This window comes from Citrobacter sp. CK199 (assembly GCF_030333285.1).
Taxonomy (GTDB): Bacteria; Pseudomonadota; Gammaproteobacteria; order Enterobacterales; family Enterobacteriaceae; genus Citrobacter_B; species Citrobacter_B koseri.
Map to the genome: position 1 here is coordinate 784,386 of NZ_JAOWGF010000024.1, position 20,767 is coordinate 805,152.

The 20,767-nt window shown below is 52.2% G+C and carries 19 protein-coding genes and 1 pseudogene; 10 read left to right on the forward strand and 10 right to left on the reverse strand.

Annotation, left to right across the window (positions count from 1 at the left end; genetic code table 11):
- Window positions 1-65: 65 nt before the first annotated feature.
- The 6 genes from OGX75_RS07800 (at window position 66) to OGX75_RS07825 (ending at window position 4,336) form a co-directional block, all read left to right on the forward strand.
- Window positions 66-974 (forward strand): LysR substrate-binding domain-containing protein, encoded by a 909-nt coding sequence (locus OGX75_RS07800; protein WP_286451208.1) that lies wholly within the window; start codon window positions 66-68, stop codon window positions 972-974.
- Window positions 975-1,103: 129 nt separating this feature from the next.
- Window positions 1,104-1,502 (forward strand): CidA/LrgA family protein, encoded by a 399-nt coding sequence (locus OGX75_RS07805; protein ID WP_286451207.1) that lies wholly within the window; start codon window positions 1,104-1,106, stop codon window positions 1,500-1,502.
- Window positions 1,499-2,194, forward strand: coding sequence for a CidB/LrgB family autolysis modulator (locus tag OGX75_RS07810; protein ID WP_071258980.1), 696 nt, complete (start codon window positions 1,499-1,501; stop codon window positions 2,192-2,194). Before OGX75_RS07805 ends, OGX75_RS07810 begins: the two co-directional genes overlap by 4 nt.
- A 129-nt stretch (window positions 2,195-2,323) precedes the next feature.
- Window positions 2,324-3,208, forward strand: coding sequence for a cytidine deaminase (gene cdd / locus OGX75_RS07815; protein WP_214143319.1), 885 nt, complete (start codon window positions 2,324-2,326; stop codon window positions 3,206-3,208).
- A 166-nt stretch (window positions 3,209-3,374) separates the two neighbouring features.
- Entirely contained in the window at window positions 3,375-4,094 is a 720-nt protein-coding gene (sanA, locus tag OGX75_RS07820) for an outer membrane permeability protein SanA (protein WP_012131623.1), read from the forward strand.
- 2 nt (window positions 4,095-4,096) lie between these two features.
- Complete coding sequence (locus OGX75_RS07825) at window positions 4,097-4,336, forward strand: DUF2542 family protein (protein ID WP_012131622.1); 240 nt, start codon at window positions 4,097-4,099, stop codon at window positions 4,334-4,336.
- Window positions 4,337-4,395: 59 nt separating this feature from the next.
- On the opposite strand, the gene mglC is transcribed toward OGX75_RS07825, so the two are convergent.
- The 6 genes from mglC to folE all read right to left on the reverse strand — a co-directional run bounded on the left by mglC (window position 4,396) and on the right by folE (window position 11,332).
- Window positions 4,396-5,406, reverse strand: a complete 1,011-nt coding sequence (gene mglC, locus OGX75_RS07830) for a galactose/methyl galactoside ABC transporter permease MglC (RefSeq protein ID WP_012131621.1) — start codon at window positions 5,404-5,406, stop codon at window positions 4,396-4,398.
- Between the two features lie 15 nt (window positions 5,407-5,421).
- Complete coding sequence (gene mglA / locus OGX75_RS07835) at window positions 5,422-6,942, reverse strand: galactose/methyl galactoside ABC transporter ATP-binding protein MglA (RefSeq protein ID WP_047462502.1); 1,521 nt, start codon at window positions 6,940-6,942, stop codon at window positions 5,422-5,424.
- Window positions 6,943-7,020: 78 nt separating this feature from the next.
- A complete protein-coding gene (mglB, locus tag OGX75_RS07840; protein WP_012131619.1) occupies window positions 7,021-8,019 on the reverse strand; it encodes a galactose/glucose ABC transporter substrate-binding protein MglB in 999 nt (332 codons plus the stop codon).
- Window positions 8,020-8,298: 279 nt separating this feature from the next.
- Window positions 8,299-9,339 carry an HTH-type transcriptional regulator GalS gene (gene galS, locus OGX75_RS07845; protein ID WP_012131618.1) on the reverse strand — a complete coding sequence of 347 codons (1,041 nt, stop codon included), beginning with the start codon at window positions 9,337-9,339 and terminating at the stop codon, window positions 8,299-8,301.
- 152 nt (window positions 9,340-9,491) lie between these two features.
- Window positions 9,492-10,649, reverse strand: a complete 1,158-nt coding sequence (yeiB, locus tag OGX75_RS07850) for a DUF418 domain-containing protein YeiB (RefSeq protein WP_047462500.1) — start codon at window positions 10,647-10,649, stop codon at window positions 9,492-9,494.
- A gap of 14 nt (window positions 10,650-10,663) precedes the next feature.
- Complete coding sequence (gene folE, locus OGX75_RS07855) at window positions 10,664-11,332, reverse strand: GTP cyclohydrolase I FolE (RefSeq protein WP_012131616.1); 669 nt, start codon at window positions 11,330-11,332, stop codon at window positions 10,664-10,666.
- A gap of 337 nt (window positions 11,333-11,669) precedes the next feature.
- Between folE and fghA the strand changes: the two genes are divergently transcribed.
- The gene (gene fghA, locus OGX75_RS07860; RefSeq protein WP_286451206.1) at window positions 11,670-12,506 is read left to right on the forward strand and encodes an S-formylglutathione hydrolase; all 837 of its coding nucleotides are present in this window, start codon (window positions 11,670-11,672) and stop codon (window positions 12,504-12,506) included.
- Here the strand turns inward: fghA and OGX75_RS07865 are convergent, their stop codons facing one another.
- Together OGX75_RS07865 and OGX75_RS07870 are read right to left on the reverse strand one after the other, a co-directional pair.
- Entirely contained in the window at window positions 12,507-12,884 is a 378-nt protein-coding gene (locus tag OGX75_RS07865) for a helix-turn-helix transcriptional regulator (protein WP_104868446.1), read from the reverse strand. It lies immediately after the preceding gene.
- A 4-nt stretch (window positions 12,885-12,888) separates the two neighbouring features.
- Window positions 12,889-14,256, reverse strand: coding sequence for an L-serine ammonia-lyase (locus OGX75_RS07870; protein WP_214143323.1), 1,368 nt, complete (start codon window positions 14,254-14,256; stop codon window positions 12,889-12,891).
- A gap of 216 nt (window positions 14,257-14,472) precedes the next feature.
- Here OGX75_RS07870 and serB point away from each other — a divergent pair, with 216 nt between their 5' ends.
- The 3 genes from serB to OGX75_RS07885 all read left to right on the forward strand — a co-directional run bounded on the left by serB (window position 14,473) and on the right by OGX75_RS07885 (window position 19,012).
- Window positions 14,473-15,360: a phosphoserine phosphatase SerB gene (gene serB / locus OGX75_RS07875; RefSeq protein WP_286451341.1), complete on the forward strand. Its 888-nt coding sequence runs from the start codon at window positions 14,473-14,475 to the stop codon at window positions 15,358-15,360.
- 32 nt (window positions 15,361-15,392) lie between these two features.
- Window positions 15,393-16,715, forward strand: coding sequence for an MFS transporter (locus OGX75_RS07880; RefSeq protein ID WP_012131609.1), 1,323 nt, complete (start codon window positions 15,393-15,395; stop codon window positions 16,713-16,715).
- 311 nt (window positions 16,716-17,026) lie between these two features.
- Window positions 17,027-19,012 carry a ligand-gated channel protein gene (locus OGX75_RS07885; RefSeq protein ID WP_024130173.1) on the forward strand — a complete coding sequence of 662 codons (1,986 nt, stop codon included), beginning with the start codon at window positions 17,027-17,029 and terminating at the stop codon, window positions 19,010-19,012.
- 51 nt (window positions 19,013-19,063) lie between these two features.
- Here OGX75_RS07885 and OGX75_RS21280 read toward each other — a convergent pair.
- Together OGX75_RS21280 and lysP are read right to left on the reverse strand one after the other, a co-directional pair.
- A pseudogene (locus OGX75_RS21280) lies at window positions 19,064-19,152 on the reverse strand (hypothetical protein); the annotation flags it as partial.
- 1 nt (window position 19,153) lies between these two features.
- The gene (gene lysP / locus OGX75_RS07890) at window positions 19,154-20,623 is read right to left on the reverse strand and encodes a lysine-specific permease (protein WP_012131607.1); all 1,470 of its coding nucleotides are present in this window, start codon (window positions 20,621-20,623) and stop codon (window positions 19,154-19,156) included.
- Window positions 20,624-20,767: the final 144 nt, after the last annotated feature.

The window sequence follows — 20,767 nt, forward strand, 5'->3', positions numbered from 1 at the left end:
GTAATCATGGCGATGAAATGTACAATGGCATTTCGGGTAGAGGTATAACCTGGGGGTTATATCAAATGGCGAATTGGGCGCAAAAATTGAAGCTGCACCACCTGCAAATGCTGGTCGCGCTGGGGGAACAAGGGAATCTGACCCACGTTGCGCGAATGATGAACATCACCCAGCCCGCGCTGTCGAAGTGGCTGTCACAGCTTGAAGATGAGATCGGAATCACGCTTTTTGAACGCCACAGCAAGGGGTTGCGCCCTTCAGAAGGGGGCAAGCTGTTGCTCCAGCATGCGCAGCGGCTCATCAACGATATGGAACGTTCGCAGTATGAGATCGCGCGCTTTAAGCAAGGTGGGCTGGTGGGAAGCCTGAAAATCGGCTGTTCACCGGTCGCGACAGACTGCGTGTCGCAGGCGATCCTTTGCCTGCTCAATGAGATGCCGACGCTGCACCTGAATATTGAAGAGAAAGTCATGACCCCGCTTTTACACGATCTGCTCGCCGGGTCGCTGGACGTGGTGGTAGGTCGCGTGGGCGGTCGGGCGCTCCAGCTGCCGTTAAACTATCAGGTGCTCTACACCGAACCGGTCTGCTTTGTCGCCCGCCCCCATCATCCCCTGGCCTCACACGCCACGCTTTCCTGGAACGACCTCGCCCACTGGCGCTGGATTGTCTGGCCGACCGGTACGCCAATTCGCATCAGCATTGATAACGCCCTGGTGGACAACGGCGTGATGCTGCCGGAAAACACCATCGAATCCGCCTCGATGAACGTCAGCACCAATTTGCTGCAAAGCAGCGATATGATCTCTATTCTTTCTCTACGCCTGGCGCAACGCTATGCCAGCCAGGGCCAGTTGGCTATCTTAAACCTGCCGAAAATAGAACAGAAAGGAAGCGTGGGCATGTTCTGGCGCAAGAACGAGACCCCTCCTCTCGCGTTGAGTCGTTTTCTGCATTTTCTGGCGCAGGTTTAGCGCGGGCAACGGGGCGTTGCCCGATGTTCCCGTTGTCTATTTCCACTATGCTCAGAATTCATGATGTGATCGGTAGCACGTTTTAAAGTTTAATTGTATGATGAATCTGTTTCATCAAGGGCTTTTACCATGAGTAAATCACTGAATATCATCTGGCAGTATTTACGCGCATTTGTACTGATATATGCCTGTTTGTATGCGGGTATTTTCATTGCATCGCTGCTTCCTATTACGATTCCCGGCAGCATCATCGGCATGTTGATTCTGTTTGTTTTACTGGCGCTACAAATTCTGCCAGCGAAGTGGGTAAACCCGGGATGCTATGTCCTGATCCGTTACATGGCGCTGCTGTTTGTGCCGATTGGCGTCGGCGTCATGCAGTACTTCGATTTGCTGCGCGCGCAGTTTGGCCCGGTGGTGGTCTCCTGTGCGATCAGTACGCTGGTTGTTTTCCTGGTCGTGAGCTGGAGTTCGCATATCGTACACGGTGAACGAAAAGTGTTAGGGCAGAAAGGAGCGAAAAAATGATGTCGTATATCTGGTGGTCGTTACCCCTGACGCTGGCGGTCTTTTTCGCCGCCCGCAAACTGGCTGCGCGCTTTAAGATGCCGTTGCTTAACCCGTTGCTGGTTGCCATGGTGGTCATCATCCCGTTTCTGATACTGACCGGCATTCCTTACGATCACTATTTCAAAGGCAGCGAGGTGCTCAACGACCTGCTGCAACCCGCCGTCGTGGCACTGGCGTACCCTTTATATGAACAACTGCACCAGATCCGCGCCCGCTGGAAATCCATCATCACGATCTGCTTCGTCGGCAGCGTGGTCGCCATGGTGACCGGAACCACTGTCGCCTTACTGATGGGCGCCACGCCGGAAATCGCCGCATCGGTATTACCGAAATCGGTCACAACCCCAATCGCAATGGCGGTGGGCGGCAGCATCGGCGGCATTCCCGCCATTAGCGCCGTCTGCGTTATTTTCGTCGGGATACTGGGCGCCGTATTTGGTCATACCCTGCTCAACCTCATGCGTATCCGTACTAAAGCCGCACGCGGTCTGGCAATGGGAACCGCCTCGCACGCCCTGGGCACTGCGCGCTGCGCCGAGCTGGATTACCAGGAAGGGGCGTTCAGTTCGCTGGCGCTGGTGATCTGCGGGATCATCACCTCGCTGCTGGCGCCGTTTCTCTTCCCGATTATTCTAGCGGTAGCAGGTTAAAATTTGCGATGCGTCGCGCATTTTTAATTTAAGTTTCACAAGTTGCAATCACAATGAGATTTGGATCACATATAAAGCCGTAACAGCTCCGTAAACTACGATTCCATTACATTGTTATGAGGCAACGCCATGCATCCACGTTTTCAAACTGCTTTTGGCCAACTTGCGGATAATCTGCAATCAGCGCTGGCGCCGATTCTGGCAGATGAGCATTTTCCCGCCATGCTGACTGCGGAGCAGGTCTCGACGCTTAAGCGTGAATCGGGGCTGGACGAAGACGCGCTGGCTTTCGCGCTCCTGCCGCTGGCTGCCGCCTGCGCACGCACCGACCTTTCCCACTTCAACGTTGGCGCTATCGCGCGCGGCATCAGTGGAACCTGGTATTTCGGTGGGAATATGGAGTTCCTGGGCGCGACGATGCAGCAAACCGTTCATGCCGAGCAAAGCGCGATCGGCCATGCCTGGCTGCGCGGTGAAAAAGGGCTCGCCGCCATCACTGTTAACTACACCCCTTGCGGTCATTGCCGTCAGTTTATGAACGAACTGAACAGCGGCCTGGATCTGCGTATCCACCTGCCGGGGCGCGTACCGCATACCTTACGCGACTATCTGCCTGACGCTTTCGGCCCGAAAGACCTGGAGATCAAAACGCTGCTGATGGACGAGCAGAATCACGGTTTCGCGCTGGAGGGCGACGCGCTGACTCAGGCAGCGATTGCCGCCGCCAATAAATGTCATATGCCTTACAGCCACTCCCCAAGCGGCGTGGCGCTGGAATGCAAAGACGGGCGTATTTTCACCGGCAGCTATGCCGAGAACGCCGCCTTTAACCCTACGCTGCCGCCTTTGCAGGGCGCACTGAATCTGCTGAACCTGAACGGGTATGACTATCCAGATATTCAGCGCGCAATTCTGGCGGAGAAAGCCGACGCGCCGTTAATCCAGTGGGATGCCACCGCCGCCACGCTGAAAGCATTAGGCTGCAATAATATCGACCGCGTACTGCTGGGTTAAGCCCTGGAACACGTAATGTGCGTAGGCCCGATAAGCACAGCGCCATCGGGCAACATGCAAATGGCAAGAATGTCTAAAATCCCCCCAATCAGACTGCTGTTTCTTGCGCTTCGACAGCGGGTACAGTAGCCTGATTGAAATTTCATCCCTTTATCGAGTTCTCTGCATGTTAAAGCGCGTGTTTTACAGCCTGTTAGTCCTGATCGGCTTGCTGCTGTTGACTGTGCTTGGTCTCGACAGATGGATGAGCTGGAAAACCGCGCCCTATATTTACGACGAATTACAGGATCTCCCCTACCGCCAGGTGGGAGTGGTATTAGGCACCGCAAAATACTATCGCACCGGCGTCATTAATCAGTATTACCGCTATCGCATTCAGGGGGCGTTAAACGCCTACAACAGCGGCAAGGTCAATTATCTGCTGCTCAGCGGCGATAACGCGCTGCAAAGCTATAACGAACCGATGACGATGCGTAAGGATCTGATCGCCGGGGGCGTTGATCCTGCCGACATCGTGCTCGATTATGCCGGTTTTCGCACGCTGGACTCCATTGTGCGCACGCGCAAAGTGTTTGATACCAACGACTTCATCATCATTACCCAGCGTTTCCACTGTGAACGCGCGCTGTTCATTGCGCTGCATATGGGAATTCAGGCTCAGTGCTATGCGGTGCCGTCGCCAAAAGATATGTTAACGGTACGCGTACGTGAATTTGGCGCCCGATTCGGCGCGCTGGCAGACCTCTATATTTTCAAACGGGAACCTCGCTTCTTAGGCCCGTTAGTTCCCATTCCAACAATGCATCAGGTGCCGGATGACGCCCAGGGCTACCCGGCAGTAACGCCTGAGCAATTGCTGGAACTGCAAAAGAAACAAGGAAAATAAGCGTGGAAGGGAAAACGATCTTTGTGGTCATCGCCGTCCTGATGGTGATGCTGTTTAGCTTACGGGAAGCCTACAAAGGCTGGCGCTCTGGCGCCGTGGATAAAATCGTCAGGAACGCCCGCGAACCCGTATACGCCTACCGTGCAGAAACCCCTCTCCTTTACTGGAGCTACATCGGGTTATATCTGTGCATGTCGGTTTGTACGCTCGCCGCAGGCATTTATTTTCTGTTCTTTAGATAACGCGCAGAAACAAAAAAGCCCGAAACAGTTGCCTGCTTCGGGCTTTTTCATGCCGGTAATTACTTCTTACGGGCGTATTTCAGCGAGTCCAGCGCCACCGCGAAGATAATGATGCCGCCTTTAATGATGTACTGCCAGTAAGGGTTCACGCCGATATAGGTCAGGCCGTAGTTGATGACGGTAAAGATAATCACACCGGTCACAACGCCGAATACCGTCCCGACGCCGCCGCTAAACGACACGCCGCCGACCACGCAGGCGGCAATCGCATCCAGCTCATACATAAAGCCGAGGTTGTTGGTCGCAGAACCGATACGCCCCGCTTCCAGCAAACCGCCGAATGCGTAGAACACACCGGACAACGCATAGATCATCAGCAGGTTCAGCCCCACGTTAACGCCGGACACTTTTGCCGCTTCCGGGTTGCCGCCGATAGCGAAAATGTTCTTACCGAAACGGGTTTTATTCCACAGGATCCAGACGAACGCCACCGCAATCAGCGCATAGAAGGTAATGTAGGAGAGCCGGAAACTGCCCAGCGCAATAAAGCCCTGCGCAAACGTCGAGAACCCGCTATCAAACCCCGAAATCGGCGACGCCCCGACGAAGTCGTAATACAGGGAGTTGATGCCATAAACGATAATCATCGTGCCCAGGGTCGTGATGAACGGCGTCACATTAAGGTACGCAATGATAATACCGTTAAGTAAACCAATGACGGCCCCAATTGCGCAGACAATCAGGATCACCAGCGGAATCGGCATAGTGGCCATTTCCGGGAAGACCTTATTGGCGTTTTCCACGGACTGCAACAGCGTTGCGGCGACCACGGCCGCCAGGCCAACCTGACGCCCCGCAGACAGGTCAGTCCCCTGGGTGACAATCAACCCTGCCACACCCAGCGCGATGATAATACGCACGGAGGACTGCGTCAGAATGTTACTTAAGTTCAGCAGACTTAAAAATGTAGGGTCCTGGAAAATAATAATGGCCAGCAAGACTAAAAGAACAACGTAAATTCCGCCTTCTTTCAGATAAGTAAGAAAACTTTTCTTATTTAACGCACTCATGAGGAGCCCCTGATCTTAAAGGTGCAAAGACGCAAGACGCAGAATTTCGTTTTGCGTTGTTGTTTTTGTGTCAACAATCCCGGCAACAAGGCCATTGCTCATTACCAGAATACGATCTGTAATCCCTAACAATTCCGGCATTTCGGAAGAAATGATAATAATCCCCTTCTCTTTTTTCGCCAGTTCCGCAATCAGTTGATAGATTTCAAATTTTGCGCCGACATCAATACCGCGCGTTGGCTCATCCAGCATTAATATTTCTGGCTGCGTTAACAGCCACCGGCCAATAATGACCTTCTGCTGGTTGCCCCCCGAAAGAGAGCCAATTTGCGTGCGATGACCTGGCGTTTTCACGCGCATTGAGTCAATAACCCACTGGGTATCGCTCTTCATGCGGGAATTATCCAGCAAACCGACTTTATTTCTGTAATTGCGGATGTTGGAAATTAAAGAGTTAAAACCAATATCCAGATACGCGTAGATCCCGGTTGAACGACGTTCTTCCGTTACCAGCGCGAAACCGTGATTAATGGCTTCGTTCGCGTTGTGGTTATTAATCTTTTTGCCGTGCAGCGTAATCGTACCCGATGATTTTTCCCGGATACCAAAAAGCGTTTCAACAATATCGGTACGCTTTGCCCCTACCAGACCCGCAATCCCGAGAATTTCCCCTTTATGCAGATCAAAAGAGACGTCGCGGATCGACGGCTGGCGCAGAGACGTCAGGTTACGCACTTCCAGAATGACCTCTCCCGGCTTATTTTGCTTGTCCGGGAAACGCTGGTTCAGGGAACGACCCACCATCATGGCGATGATCTTGTCCATATCCAGCCCTTCCAGCGGCTGCGTCGCAATCCACTGGCCGTCGCGCAAGACGGTGACTTCATCGCACAGCTGGAAAATCTCTTCCATTTTATGCGAGATATACACAATACCGCAGCCGCGCTCCTTCAGTTTGCGAATAATAGTGAACAGATGGTTAACCTCTTTTTCCGTTAATGAAGAGGTTGGCTCATCCATGATCACAATTTTGGCATTGTAGGAAAACGCCTTCGCAATTTCGATCATCTGCATTTGTGAAACAGATAATGTCCCGACACGCGCACGCGGATCGATATCAATATCCAGCTCATCAAATATCGCTTTGGTATCCCGGTACATTTTATCCTGATCGACAAACATACCTTTGGTTGGGTAACGCCCTAACCACATGTTATCCATGACGGAGCGCTGTAACACCAGGTTTAGCTCCTGGTGAACCATCGAAATACCATTCTCCAGGGCTTCTTTGGCAGAATGAAAATCGATCTCTTTCCCCTGAAATAAAATGCTACCGGAATCTTTTTGATAGATCCCAAAAAGGCATTTTAATAATGTTGATTTTCCTGCGCCATTCTCCCCCATTAAGGCGTGAATCGAGTGCGGGCGGACTTTTAAATTAACATTATCAAGTGCCTTTACGCCGGGAAAAGACTTGTTGATGCCGCTCATTTCCAACAAGTATTCGCCTGACGACGGAGTAGTAGTGCTGACCATAATTATACCTTGTTGGCCTCGCAGAGTGCGTTAATAAAGGGCGCAATGTTATTGCGCCCAAAGAAAACGATATACGAATTACTTGTTGGTAAACTCAGCCAGATTGTCTTTATCAACACCTACGTACGGAACGCGAACAATTTTGTTCTCGATTTTCCAGTCGGTGCCGTCAGCCGCGCCTTTACCATCGGCCAGGTTTTTCGCCAGATCAAAGGTGGCTTTCGCCTGGTTGTTGGCATCGTTCAGCACGGTACCTGCCAGCGCACCGGATTTCACCAGTGCCAGCGCTTCAGGTAACGCATCCACGCCGAATACCGGAACGCTGGTTTTATTGTGCGCTTTCAGCGCTTCTACCGCGCCCATCGCCATTGCGTCGTTATTCGCGATAACCACTTCAATTTTGTTGGCGTTCGGGCCGGACAGCCATGCGTCCATCTTGTCTTTCGCCATTGCGGTATCCCACATCGCGGTATCCATTTGCAGCTGCTCAGTTTTGATGCCTTTGTCGTTCAGCTCTTTGATAACATAGGTGGTACGCGCTTCAGCATCCGGGTGGCCCGGCTCGCCTTTCAGCAGTACGAACTGGATTTGGCCATCTTTGTTCAGATCCCAACCCTGGTTAGCCTGCCAGTGTTTAGCGATCAGATCGCCCTGGATGATACCGGATTCTTTGGAGTCAGTGCCGACGTAATAGGCTTTGTCATAGCTATCCAGCGCTTTGCGGGAAGGTTCTTTGTTGAAGAACACAATCGGGACATTCTGACCACGCGCTTTCTCAATTACCGTACCTGCCGCAGCCGGGTCAACCAGGTTGATCGCCAGCGCTTTTACCCCTTTTGCCAACAGCACGTCGATCTGGTCGTTTTGCTTGGACTGATCGTTCTGCGAGTCATTCATCAGCAACTGCACATCAGGCGCCGCCTGGGCGTCTCTTTCGATAGCCTTACGCACGACGGACATAAAGTTATCGTCATATTTATAAATCGTCACACCAATGCGAGTATCAGCAGCGTGCGCAGCCGCGCCAAATAACATGCTTGCCATCACAGCAGACAGAGTTAACGCCTTCTTATTCATGGTATCTCCGGTTTTATTATGCAGGGTAGTACTTGAGAAAAATGCTCGGCAGGGCAGAACGTTAATGAAGTGTTACTGAACGCCGAAGCTCACTGTTAAAAAATCTTTCTTCCGTGCCCGGTAACGCTCCAAAAATATGCTTTAATTGCTGTTTAATGCCCTGACGATGCGTTAAAAGTGATTATTCACCGTTACATAGTATTTACAGTGCTTCAAACGGTGCCATCATAGCTATCGTATTGTTAAGATACTGTGAATTTACTCACATATTGAAAGCGGTTACATCCCCTGACGTTGCTGGTTAGTGATCGGGGCCGCATTCTGTCTTAGCGCAACCGAATGACGACGCACCAGCGTTGGCATAAAACAGTGCGTCGCCGTTGAATCCAGCGTGCCGGCCGCGCCCTGCAACGCCAGTTCCGTTGCCATTTTCGCCATAGAAGCAATGGGATAACGCACCGTGGTCAGTTGCGGGTCGGTGTAACGGGCAATAGGAATATCATCAAAACCGATGATGGAAAGATGTAACGGGATGGCAATGCCATTGTCTTTTAACGCCGTGAGCGCGCCAGCGGCCATGCTGTCGTTATAGGCGAATACGGCGGTCAGTTGCAGGTTTCGCCCCAGCAGTTCCACCATCGCCGCTTCACCGCCCTGCATGTCCGGGGAACCCGTGCCAATCCAGCTTTCTGGCGGCGTAATCCCCTGCTCCTGCAACGCGCTCAACCACCCTTCTTTACGCATCGTGTCATCTTCAATGCGGTGGCTGGAAGCCAGATAACCAATCCGTTGATGACCATTATTGAGCAGCATGCGGGTCGCCATTTTTGCGCCGCTGATATTGTCCAGGCACACGCAACGGTGGGCATAACCCGGCACAATACGATTGATCAGCACCATGCCTGGGATCTGGTCCATAAACGCCCCCAGTTCCTGGTCACTTAATGCTTTCGAGTGAACAATCAATGCGTTACAGCGCTGGCGAATCAGAACCTCGATGGCATGACGCTCTTTTTCAGCCTCATGATAACTGTTGCCGATCAGCACATATTTGTTGTGCTGTTGGGCAACCACATCCACCGCTTTGACCAGTGCGCCAAAAAACGCATCTGACACGTCCATCACCACCACGCCGATGGTGTCGCTTATCTGCGTCGCCAGCGCTTGCGCATTAGCATTAGGACGGTAACCCAGCAGCGTGACCGCCTTCATTACCGCTTCGCGCGTATCGGGACTGACCAGCGCACTGTTATTCAGCACGCGAGAAACGGTCGCTACGGAAACGCCAGCCTGACGTGCCACATCACGAATGGTTACCATATTCACTACCCTGTTTGAGATTGCCGTTGCTCACAGACACCCTGTGTTTAGCAGGTGGGTATTTTGTCAGCGCTTCGTTCAGGACTACGTGAGTAAGGTCACAGGGCTGGAAACGGTTACATGCGTTTTGTTAATGAATGTGATCCAGATCGTTATCTGGATGTTCCCGATAATGACGTCCCGGAAGCACGGAGGGTTAATTGCCGCCAGAGCCATTCCACCGGCCCTTGCCGATAGAAACGCAGCCAAATCCAGGAGAAAAGCAGGTTCGCCAGCCAGACAGGAATGACGAATATCAGCAGCGTCAGTCGGTCGAATTTCATAAATAAACCGAACTGGTAGAACAGCGTGGTGCAGATCAGCGTCTGCAACAGATAGTTGCTCAACGCCATCCGCCCTACGCAGGCAATGGCAATGACCAGTTTAAAACGGCTGAGCTGCGGCCAGAATCCCAGCATCAACGCGGTGTAACCTATAGTCTGAAACGGCGCGCTCAATTCACGCGGCGCCTGTAACAGAAAAGCGCACCAGCGATACGCCCAGTCCAGCCGCCACTGTACAATAATGGCCGGAAGGTTAATCAGCACGCCGACGACGACAAGCAATACGCCCGTACGCCGGTAGTGTTGCAGGCTGTACTGACCCTTCAGCCAGCCGCTGCGCATCAGCGCCGCGCCCAGCAGCATCATTCCCGCCAGCTGCCAGCCATACTGCGCTCCCAGCGCCAGCAGACTGTTCGACAGCAGATCGACCCGGTTGCTGACCGCCTCCATGCCGCCGTTAATCTTCCAGTATTTTTCATACAACAAGGCAGAGGCATCCGGCGTCCAGGCGCGGCTGGTTTCACTCGCCGAGATGGACCCTAACAGCAGCAACACGCCGATCCCCGCCAGATAGAGCAAAATACCGGTATTAAATAAACTTTTTACCGACGGCGCGTCGCGTACCAGCCGCCAGCAAATCAGGCCGACAAGGCCATACGCCAGCAGAATGTCGCCATCCCAGAACAGCAAACCGTGGATAAAGCCCAACAGGACGAGCAGCGTCAGACGCGACTGAATCCAGCGTTTGCCGCGCGGCAGCAGCATTTGCAGACCCGCGCCGAATAACAGCGCAAAAAGCGTAAGGAATTTTACCTGCGCGAACAGGTCGAGGATCGCCCACGTCCATGCGTCAGACGCGGTGATCTTGCCATACCAGGCGGGATTAAGGTAAGCCGCCTTTGGCAAGCCAAAGGCGCTGATATTAAGAAGCAGGATACCGAGGATGGCGACGCCACGAATAAAATCCAGCGTGACATTACGCTCCATACTCCCTGCCCTGATCAGTTGTGGTGACGCACGGCGCGCAGGAACTCCTGGCGCGTGTTCTGGCTGGATTTAAACAATCCGCCGAGTGAAGTCGTGGTGGTGGCGCTGGTCGCATCGCGAATGCCGCGCGCTTTCACGCAGTAATGCACAGCGTCAATTGAGACCGCGACGTTATTGGTGCCAAGCAGCGTTTGCAGCGCGGTCAGAATCTGTTGGGTCAGACGCTCCTGAACCTGCGGGCGCTGCGCAAAAAACTGCACAATACGGTTAATCTTCGACAGGCCAATCACCGAATCTTTCGGGATATAGGCCACCGTCGCTTTCCCGTCGATCGTGACGAAATGGTGTTCGCAGGTGCTGGTAAGCGTGATATCGCGCACCGTCACCATTTCATCCACTTTCATCTTGTTTTCAATCACGGTGATCTTCGGGAAATTGGCGTAATCAAGGCCGGAGAAAATCTCATCAACATACATTTTAGCGATGCGATGCGGCGTTTCCATCAGACTGTCATCGCTCAAGTCGAGATTCAGCAACTGCATAATCTCGGTCATATGCCCCGAAATAAGACGTTTGCGCGTTTCGTTATCCATCTCATGCACGGGCGGGCGCAGCGGCGTTTCCAGACCACGCGCAACCAGCGCTTCATGAACCAGGGCCGCTTCTTTACTGAGTGATGACATTTATTCTTCTCCTGCAGGTGTGGCGCCTCTGCCCTGCGTGGGGCAAAGTTTTTAGGCTGTTGGCAGCCCGTTTATTGTGCGTGAGGCGGCGCACATAATCCAGTATTCACAACGATAATTATTGAAATCGCCGCTGCCTTTCATATCCCGGATTCCCCACGGCGGTTCCGCGCGCTAAATCTGACGGGCCATGACGCCAGGTGTTAATGTAAAGTTGTGTAGATGATGAAGCATGTTAGATAAATGCGGAAGTGAAAGTTACTCACAGCGCAATGAATAATCTGTATTATGGGGAAATTGCACGACTCATTCAGGTTCAACACAAAAGGAGCCACGCATGGATATGCTCGAAGAGCACCGTTGTTTTGAAGGCTGGCAGCAACGCTGGCGACACGACTCCACCACGCTGAATTGCGTCATGACATTCAGCATCTTTCTCCCGCCGCCCCGCAGTACAACGCCGCCTCCGGTGCTGTACTGGCTGTCAGGGTTAACCTGTAATGATGAGAACTTCACCACCAAAGCCGGTGCGCAACGCATTGCCGCCGAACTGGGCATTGTGCTGGTGATGCCGGACACCAGTCCGCGCGGCGAACAGGTCGCCGATGACGAAGGTTATGATTTAGGTAAAGGCGCGGGATTCTATCTCAACGCGACGCAGCAGTCCTGGGCCGCGCATTTCCGCATGTACGACTACCTGCGCGATGAACTCCCGGCGCTGATCCAGTCGCAGTTTAACGTGGGTGAACGTTGCGCGATCAGCGGACATTCAATGGGCGGGCACGGCGCATTGATCATGGCGCTGAAGAATCCGGGGAAATACACCAGCGTTTCCGCCTTTGCGCCCATCGTGAATCCGTGCCGCGTACCGTGGGGAGAAAAAGCGTTTACGGCCTATCTGGGGGAAGAGAGATCGGCCTGGGCTGAATGGGACAGTTGCGCGCTGATGCTCGCCAGCCAGCCGGAACACGCCATTCCAACGCTGATTGATCAAGGCGATAACGATCAGTTCCTCGCCGATCAGCTACAACCGGCGGTACTGGCCGAAGCCGCGCGCCAGAAGGACTGGCCGATGACGTTACGTATTCAACCGGGCTACGACCACAGTTATTACTTTATCGCCTCGTTTATTGAGGATCATCTGCGCTTCCATGCACAGCATCTGCTGAGCTGATCACCAGTAAACGGCTTTTTCCAGCGCCGCAATATCGTTATTGTCATCGGCTTGCGGCGCAGACGATTTCCGGTTTAAATCAGCAACCTGCTGGCGAATCTGAAGTCGCCCGACACTCTCGCTCTCGCTAAAATTGCGCATTTCTGATTCAAACAAAATCGCATCCAGATTGTGCAGTTTATCAAGCGCGCGCAGGAGAGAAATCAGCGTATCGAGGTTCAGGCCAGCGCCTTTCTCAATACGCTTGATCGTCGCGATGCCTACCTGCGCGCGATCGGCAAGCTGCTGTTGCGTCATAGACAGGGAAATCCGCGTTTCCTTGATACGCGCGCAGAGCGACCAGACGATCTCGTCATTATTCATTGTTTGGTATTTCAATGTACTAGCACCTTTTTCTTGGCTGAATTTTTCCGAGGCATCCGTGGTAAGTCTCGCGATATTTTGCGCTCATGTCTTTGCCGGTTTCATACATGGCGGCAATAATTTCATCCAGAGAAATACAGGGCTCGCTGATGCGGCTCATCGCCATCGTCGCCGCATTAATGGCTTTTACGGCAGAGATGGCGTTTCTTTCTATACAGGGAATTTGCACCTGCCCGCCAACCGGATCGCAGGTCAACCCCAGATGGTGCTCCATCGCAATTTCCGCAGCGCTTAATACCTGCCCGACGGATGCGCCCATCAGCTCCGCCAGCCCTGCCGCCGCCATCGAACATGCGACGCCGATCTCCCCCTGGCATCCCACTTCCGATCCTAAAATCGACGCATTCTGTTTAAACAACAGCGCGACGGCACCTGCCGTAAGAAAAAAACGGGTGATGGCACCCGCGTCCAGCGGACAAACAAACTTATCGTACCAGCTCAGCACCGCCGGAATAATGCCGCTTGCGCCATTCGTCGGCGCCGTGACAATCTGCCCGCCTGCCGCATTCTCTTCACTCACGGCAATAGCAAACACGTTAACCCAGTTCAGGGTCGTCAGAAAATCCGCTGCCGAAGGCTTCATACACAACGATTTATGCAATGCGCAGGCCCGACGCGGGATCTGATAAGGGCCGGGAAGCAACCCTTCGGTATGCAGGCCACGGTGGGCGGCCTGCTTCATAACCTCCCAGACCTGCGTTAAATAGCGCTGTAATGAGGGCTGAGAATGGCTGTTCAGCTCATTTTTCATCATCAGCGCCGCAACGGAAAGCCCGTTTCGTTGGCACAGCGTCTGCAACTGCGCGGCGTTGCGAAAGGCAAAGGGAGAGGCGCGTGTCTGATCTGTCGCCACGGGCGCAGACTCACCGTATTTTCGTACCTGCCCGGCGCCGGTCGAAAACCACGTCTCCTCGTATAACGTAAAGTAATCATCTTTGGCGCGAAAGGTCATCGCATAAGGATGTCCAGGATGCGCATGGTGATTCGCAATAATTTTCACCGCCACTGTCACCGTACTGTTCGCCGGGGCTGGCACGTCAAGCATACCGTCATTTTCCGCACGCCTGATGGCGGTCAGTTGCATACGTAAATCCACCTTCTCCGGCTGATTTCCCAGCAACCCCAGATAAAGCGCGGCATCAACATTGTGGCATTTACGGCTTAACGATAATGCGCCAAACAATTCAATTTCAATATTCCTGAGTAACGGCAGCGTATCCTGCCGTTTTAGCTGCGAAATGAAATTGCAAGCCGCACGCATTGGCCCCACGGTTCTTGAACTGGATGGACCTATCACAATTTTGAATATATCAACGCAACTTTCCATTTTTATATATGTATTCCTAAAAAAAGCGCAGGGTGGGATGGCGATAATATACCGTAATCAACATATTAAAAATGATACTTTTCATGCTTATTCATTATCAGGTATTAAAAACAATACCATTTTATCTTTTCTTTAACATTCATATCTGTGATAGCACGACGCACAAGAAACAAACGCCGCCCATTATAATAAAGCGCAATGTAAAGGAGCAACATGATGGCAATAACTTACTTCGTCACATCAACAAACACAGAGCAACTTCAGGCGTGGTTATATAATGATTTTCTTCGTTCTCACGCAATACAATGTCATTATTTATTAGAGCGTCGGCATCTGGCATTAATCAATAAGGATTATTTAAAACTTACGCTACCCGATGAAATGCTGACGCAGGCTATTTATCAGAAATTACGCGCAGCATCACTGCAATTGCAGTTTGATTTTTTTGTCAAACCTCAGAGCATCCCCACAAAGGGACTGATTGCATTTGATATGGACTCAACGTTTATTGAAGAGGAAGGCGTGGATGAAATCGCTCACACGCTTGGCATCTCTGCGCAAATCGCGGAGATGACCCAACAGGCGATGGAAGGGAAAGTAGATTTCGACACCAGTTTTACCCGCCGTATTCGCATGTTAAAAGGCACGCACTGTGATGTCCTCAATGCCGTTTGCGATCGAATGACGATTTCCCCCGGCCTTGCCGCTATGTTGCCGGTACTGAAAAACAAAGGGTTTAAAACGGCCATTATTTCCGGTGGTCTGGATATTTTCACTCAACGACTGAAAGAAAAGTATCAGCTCGACTACGCCTTTTCCAACACGGTTGAAATAAAAGATAACGTCCTGACGGACAATATTACCTTCCCGATCATGAATGCCAGGAAAAAGCGGCAAACGCTCTCTGCGCTGGCAACACAACTCAACCTCGCTGTACACAACATTATTGCCTGCGGCGACGGCGCAAACGATCTGCCGATGCTAACGTACGCGGGAACCGGTATCGCGTGGCGGGCAAAACCCGTTGTCAGAGAAACAATCCATCACCAGATTAATTTTCATGGATTCGAATCACTTCTGTTTTTTATTGAAGATGAATTATAACCACATTTCCGTCGCCGGAAGGGAAACTCACGATGAACATAAAAGCATTTATTTTCAGTCAGGCCGATCGGCCTGTTATGAACGCGAAAAAAGAGATTGATCATACTTATAAAAAATTTCGCACAGAGATCATCACCTCGGTATTTATCTCTTATGCCGTATTCTATCTGACCCGTAAAAACTTTTCTGCTGCGATGCCAGCCATGCTGGCGGATACGTCGCTAACCGCAGAAGATTTCGCCATCATGTCCTCCATTTTTTACATTCTTTATGGTTCCATGAAGTTTGTTGGCGGCATGCTGGTTGATAAAATTAACCCTAAAGCCATGACCGGCCCGGTGCTGATTGGCGTCGGCATCGTCAATATTCTCTTTGGCTTTTCCGATAGCGTCGCGGCGTTCTACGTATTGTACAGCCTCAATGCGATTCTCCAGGGCACCAGCTTCCCGCCAATGGCGAAAATTATGGCCTCCTGGTTCTCAAAAAACGAACGCGGGCGCTGGTGGGCAATCGTTGAAGCAGCGCATAACATTGGCGGCAGCCTTGCCCCGCTGCTCACCAGCTTCGCCATTGCCTTTAGCGGCAGCTGGAAAATGGGCTTCTATGTCCCTGGGGTCATTTCCCTTCTGATGGGGGTCGTCGCGCTGTTTACGATTCAGGATCGTCCCGGCACCCTCGGGCTACCCAATGTCGGCGAATGGCGTAACGACCCTACCGAGCTTGCACAGGTAAAAGCCAGCCCGGTCAATCTGAGCTTCTGGCAGGTGTTCGTTAAATACATTCTGACCAACCCACTGGTATGGATCATCATCGTGGGCGATATGTCCGTGTATATTGCGCGCACTATTCTCAATGACTGGCCGCAAATCTATTACTCGCAGGTACACGGCTGGAGCCTGATTAAAGCAAACTCCATTATCTCGTGGTTCGAAGCTGGCGGGCTGGCAGGGGGACTGCTGGCCGGATATTTGTCAGACTTTATGTTTAAAAGCAACCGCTGGATGACGGGGTTAATTTTCGCCTTAATGCTCTGCGTATGCATCGTGCTTATCCCATTGGTGCAGGATACCTCTTACACCATCACCGCCGTACTTTTCACCATCATGGGATTTGCACTGTACGGGCCGCATATGCTTTTTGCCGTCGGCTGCCTGGACGTTACTCACAAAGATGCTGCGGGTTCTATTACCGGTTTCCGGGGATTATTCAGTTATGTTGGCGCGGCAATGGCCGGCGTACCGGTCATTCTGGTGAAAAATAGCTGGGAATGGTCTGGCGTCTATATTTACGCCTTCATCGCTATTTTATTAACCACGCTCTCCCTGGCGCTACTTTCTCGTCTCCATCGTCTGTAAAAAACGATAATCTATTGCCATAACGTAACAACGGAGGGTATCTGCCCTCCTTTTCATCCTTCATTTCTCCATTTTTTCTTCAATATTTCCTCACATTTACGATCCGTCATCTTATTGATTTGAAATACCTTTCCGTGAAAAACAAATAAACACAAATGATTTCAATTATCATTTGTGTTTACAAATATTCATTCTTTTGTACAATTCGTCCCGCTTATTCACCGCAAAGAGTACTTAAAAGACAAATACATACCGTTGTCATGGCCTTTTTTCATGGCTCGCAGTTTTACTCATTTAATGGAATGACAAAAATGACCATACCTCACGTTAAGGCTATCGCTGCCGCAGTATGCGCAGCGTGTCTCCCATCGCTCGTCTATGCTGCCGATCAGGACACCGTCGTTGTAACCGCCACGGGATTTGAGCAGAAAATCCAGAACGCCCCCGCGTCTATCTCCGTTATCACCAAACAGCAGATCGAAGACAAAGCCTATCGCGATGTCACCGATGCGCTGAAAGATGTGCCCGGAGTCGTCGTTACCGGCGGCGGCAGCAGTAGCGATATCAGCATCCGCGGGATGGCTTCGCAATACACGCTGTTCCTAGTCAACGGTAAGCGCATCAGCACGCGCGGCACGCGTCCGAACAGCGATAATTCCGGGATCGAGCAAGGCTGGCTGCCGCCGCTGGAATCGATCGAGCGTATTGAAGTTATTCGCGGGCCAATGTCATCGCTTTACGGTTCAGATGCGATGGGCGGCGTCATTAACGTGATCACCAAAAAAGTGTCCAACACGAAAGGCTGGACCGGCTCCCTGCATGGCGACGCCACCTTCCAGGAAGACAGGGACTCCGGTGATTTGTACCAGACCAACGCTTATGCGTCCGGCCCGCTGATTGACGGATTGCTGGGAGCGAAAGTGACCGGGCTGCTCTCTCGCCGTGCGGAAGACAAAATCGTCAATGGCTACAACGAGCAGCGCCTGCGCAACGGGGCTTTAACGCTTAACTTTACGCCGGATGATAAAAACGATTTTGACTTCGACATCGCGCGTGAATTGCAGGATCGCGACAGTACGCCAGGCAAGTCAATGGCAGAAGAAAGCTGCCGCAACGGTAGCTGTAAGCCAAACAGCAAAAGCGAAAACCGCTATGAGCACACCACCTATTCCTTAACCCACAGCGGTTATTACGACGACTTCAACACCACCAGCTACATTCAGCAGGAAGAGACCAACAACCCTGGTCGCCAGATGAAGTCTTACAACACCATCTTTAATAACCAGAACCAGATCTTCCTCGGCGCGCATACCCTGACATTAGGTGGGCAGTACCGTTACGAGAAACTGAGCGATAACGGCAACCAGTTAAAAGCCTATGAAGACGTGAACAAGCTGACCCGCTGGAGCTGGGCGCTGTTTGCTGAAGATGAGTGGGCGATGACCGACAGCTTTACGCTGACCGGCGGTATCCGTATGGATAAAGATGAAAACTATGGCGACAACTGGACGCCGCGTGGCTATGGCGTATGGCATCTTACCGATCAGTGGACCTTAAAAGGCGGCGTCTCTGCGGGCTACCGCGCACCGGATCTGCGCCAGTCCTCCCCGACCTGGGGACAGATTACCGGCGGCGGTCGTCTGAACGGTATTATTGTCGGTAACGCAGACCTGAAACCAGAAAAGAGCCTGAGCGAAGAGTTGGGCCTGCTGTGGGATAACGGAGATAACCTTAACGCTGGCGTGACGCTGTTCAATACCGACTTCAAAGATAAGATAACTGAAGTGCGCCGCTGCAACAGCAGTTCAGATCCGGCCTGTACTATTGGTGGTGAGAAATACGACTTTGTCAGCGATCGCGTCAACGTTGATAAAGCCAATATGCGCGGCGTGGAGTCCACCTTTGGCTGGAAGATCACCCGCGATCTCAACTGGACGGCGAACTACACCTATACCGAATCTGAGCAGAAAAGCGGCCAGTTCTCTGGCAAGCCGTTGAATAAAATGCCGAAGCATATGTTCAACACCACGCTGGACTGGCAGGCAACGCAGGATGTTGGCTTCTGGAGCCGTCTGAACTTCCGCGGCAAGACCTCCGAATACCTGAGCCGTACTTCAATGGCCCAGGGAACGCCGTCTTATACGCAGGTTGATGTTGGTGTGCGTTATTACGCGTACAAAAATCTGCTGTTAACTGCGGGCGTGTATAACGTTCTGGACAAACAGATCGATTACGAGACTTACGATACCATTCTCGACGGTCGTCGTTACACGGTTGGCCTGACTTATAACTTCTAAGTTCAGTACAACAAAAAGCCCCGGCATGATGAATGCCGGGGCTTTTTTATTTTACCTGCCGGATGGCGGCGTAAACGCCTTATCCGGCCTACAAATGTTGCTCCTGTAGGCCTGATAAGCGCAGCGCCATCAGGCACCAGGTTATTTCTTCACACGCTCCGGGAAGTGCATTTCACTGTAGCGAACAAAGTGCGTTCCCTTTGTCAGCTTGTAGCCAAACCAGATAGCCAGGAACAGCGGAATCCCGATATAGGTTGCCGCTACGCCGCCCCAGTCAATGGTGTCTTTCAGGAAGGCTTCATAGTTCTGACCCAGCGTGATGGTCAGACACAGCACAAACGCAAAGATCGGCCCCAGCGGGAAGAATCCAGAACGGTACGGCAGATCTTTCACATCGTTACCCTGCAACACATAGCCACGGCGGAAACGATAATGGCTGATGGCAATCCCCAGCCAGGCGATAAAGCCCGTCATCCCGGAGGTATTCAGCAGCCACAGGTATACCGTCTGGTTGCCAAACATCGACGTCAGGAAGCAAAGCCCCGCAATTACCGTCGTCGCATACAGCGCGTTACGCGGAACGCCGCCGCGTGACAGCTGCGCGAAAATACGCGGCGCTTTACCGTCACAGGCCAGGGTGTAGAGCATACGGGTAGACGCGTACATCCCGGAGTTACCCGCCGACAGCACCGCCGTCAGGATAACCGCGTTCATTACCGCCGCAGCGGAAAGCAGACCCGCATGCTGGAACACCAGAGTGAACGGGCTGACACTGATGTCTTTCACATCGTTACGCAGCAGGCTCGGGTCGGTATACGGGATAATCAGGCTGATAATCAGGATCGCGAACACATAGAACAGCAGGATACGCCAGAATACCTGACGCACCGCGCGCGGAATGTTTTTCTCTGGATCTTCAGACTCACCCGCCGCGATACCAATCAGTTCCGTCCCCTGGAAGGAGAAGCCGACAATCATCGCCACGCCAATCATCGCCGCAAAACCCCCGGCAAACGGCGCATCGCCGGTCGTCCAGTTGCTCCAGCCCACTGGCTGCGCCCCTTTGAAGATGCCGACGATCATCATGACGCCCACGATGATAAAGATAATGACGGTCGCCACTTTGATCAGCGAGAACCAGTATTCTGCTTCGCCAAAGCCTCTGACCGAGATGTAGTTCAGCAGGAAGATCACGCCGAGGAACAGCGCACTCCAGATCCAACCCGGCGTATCCGGGAACCACCAGTTCATCACCAGTTGTGCGGCCACGAGGTCTACGGCGATGGTCACCGCCCAGTTGTACCAGTAGTTCCAGCCGAGCGCGAAGCCAAAGCCTTCTTCAACATAGTTCTGACCGTAAGTCGCAAATGAACCGGATACCGGCATATACGCCGCCAGTTCGCCGAGACTGGTCATCAGGAAGTAGACCATCAGACCGATCAGGATATAAGAAAACAGCGCGCCGCCTGGACCCGCCGCAGAAATGGTTGCACCAGATGCAACGAAAAGACCCGTACCGATGGAACCGCCAATGGCGATCATTGTCAGGTGACGCGCCTTTAATTCGCGACGTAACGCGGGCGCTTCTGTGGTTTTAGTTTCGGAAACCATGTGAAAATGCTATCCATCCAAAAAATGAGGCGCGATTGTAGCAGACGAAACGCCATCCTTCCGGCACAAATGCGCAGTTATAAGAGACCTTCATGACTGGCCGCGGATTATAAGTAAAGTGTAGATCGGATAGACGTTAAGACA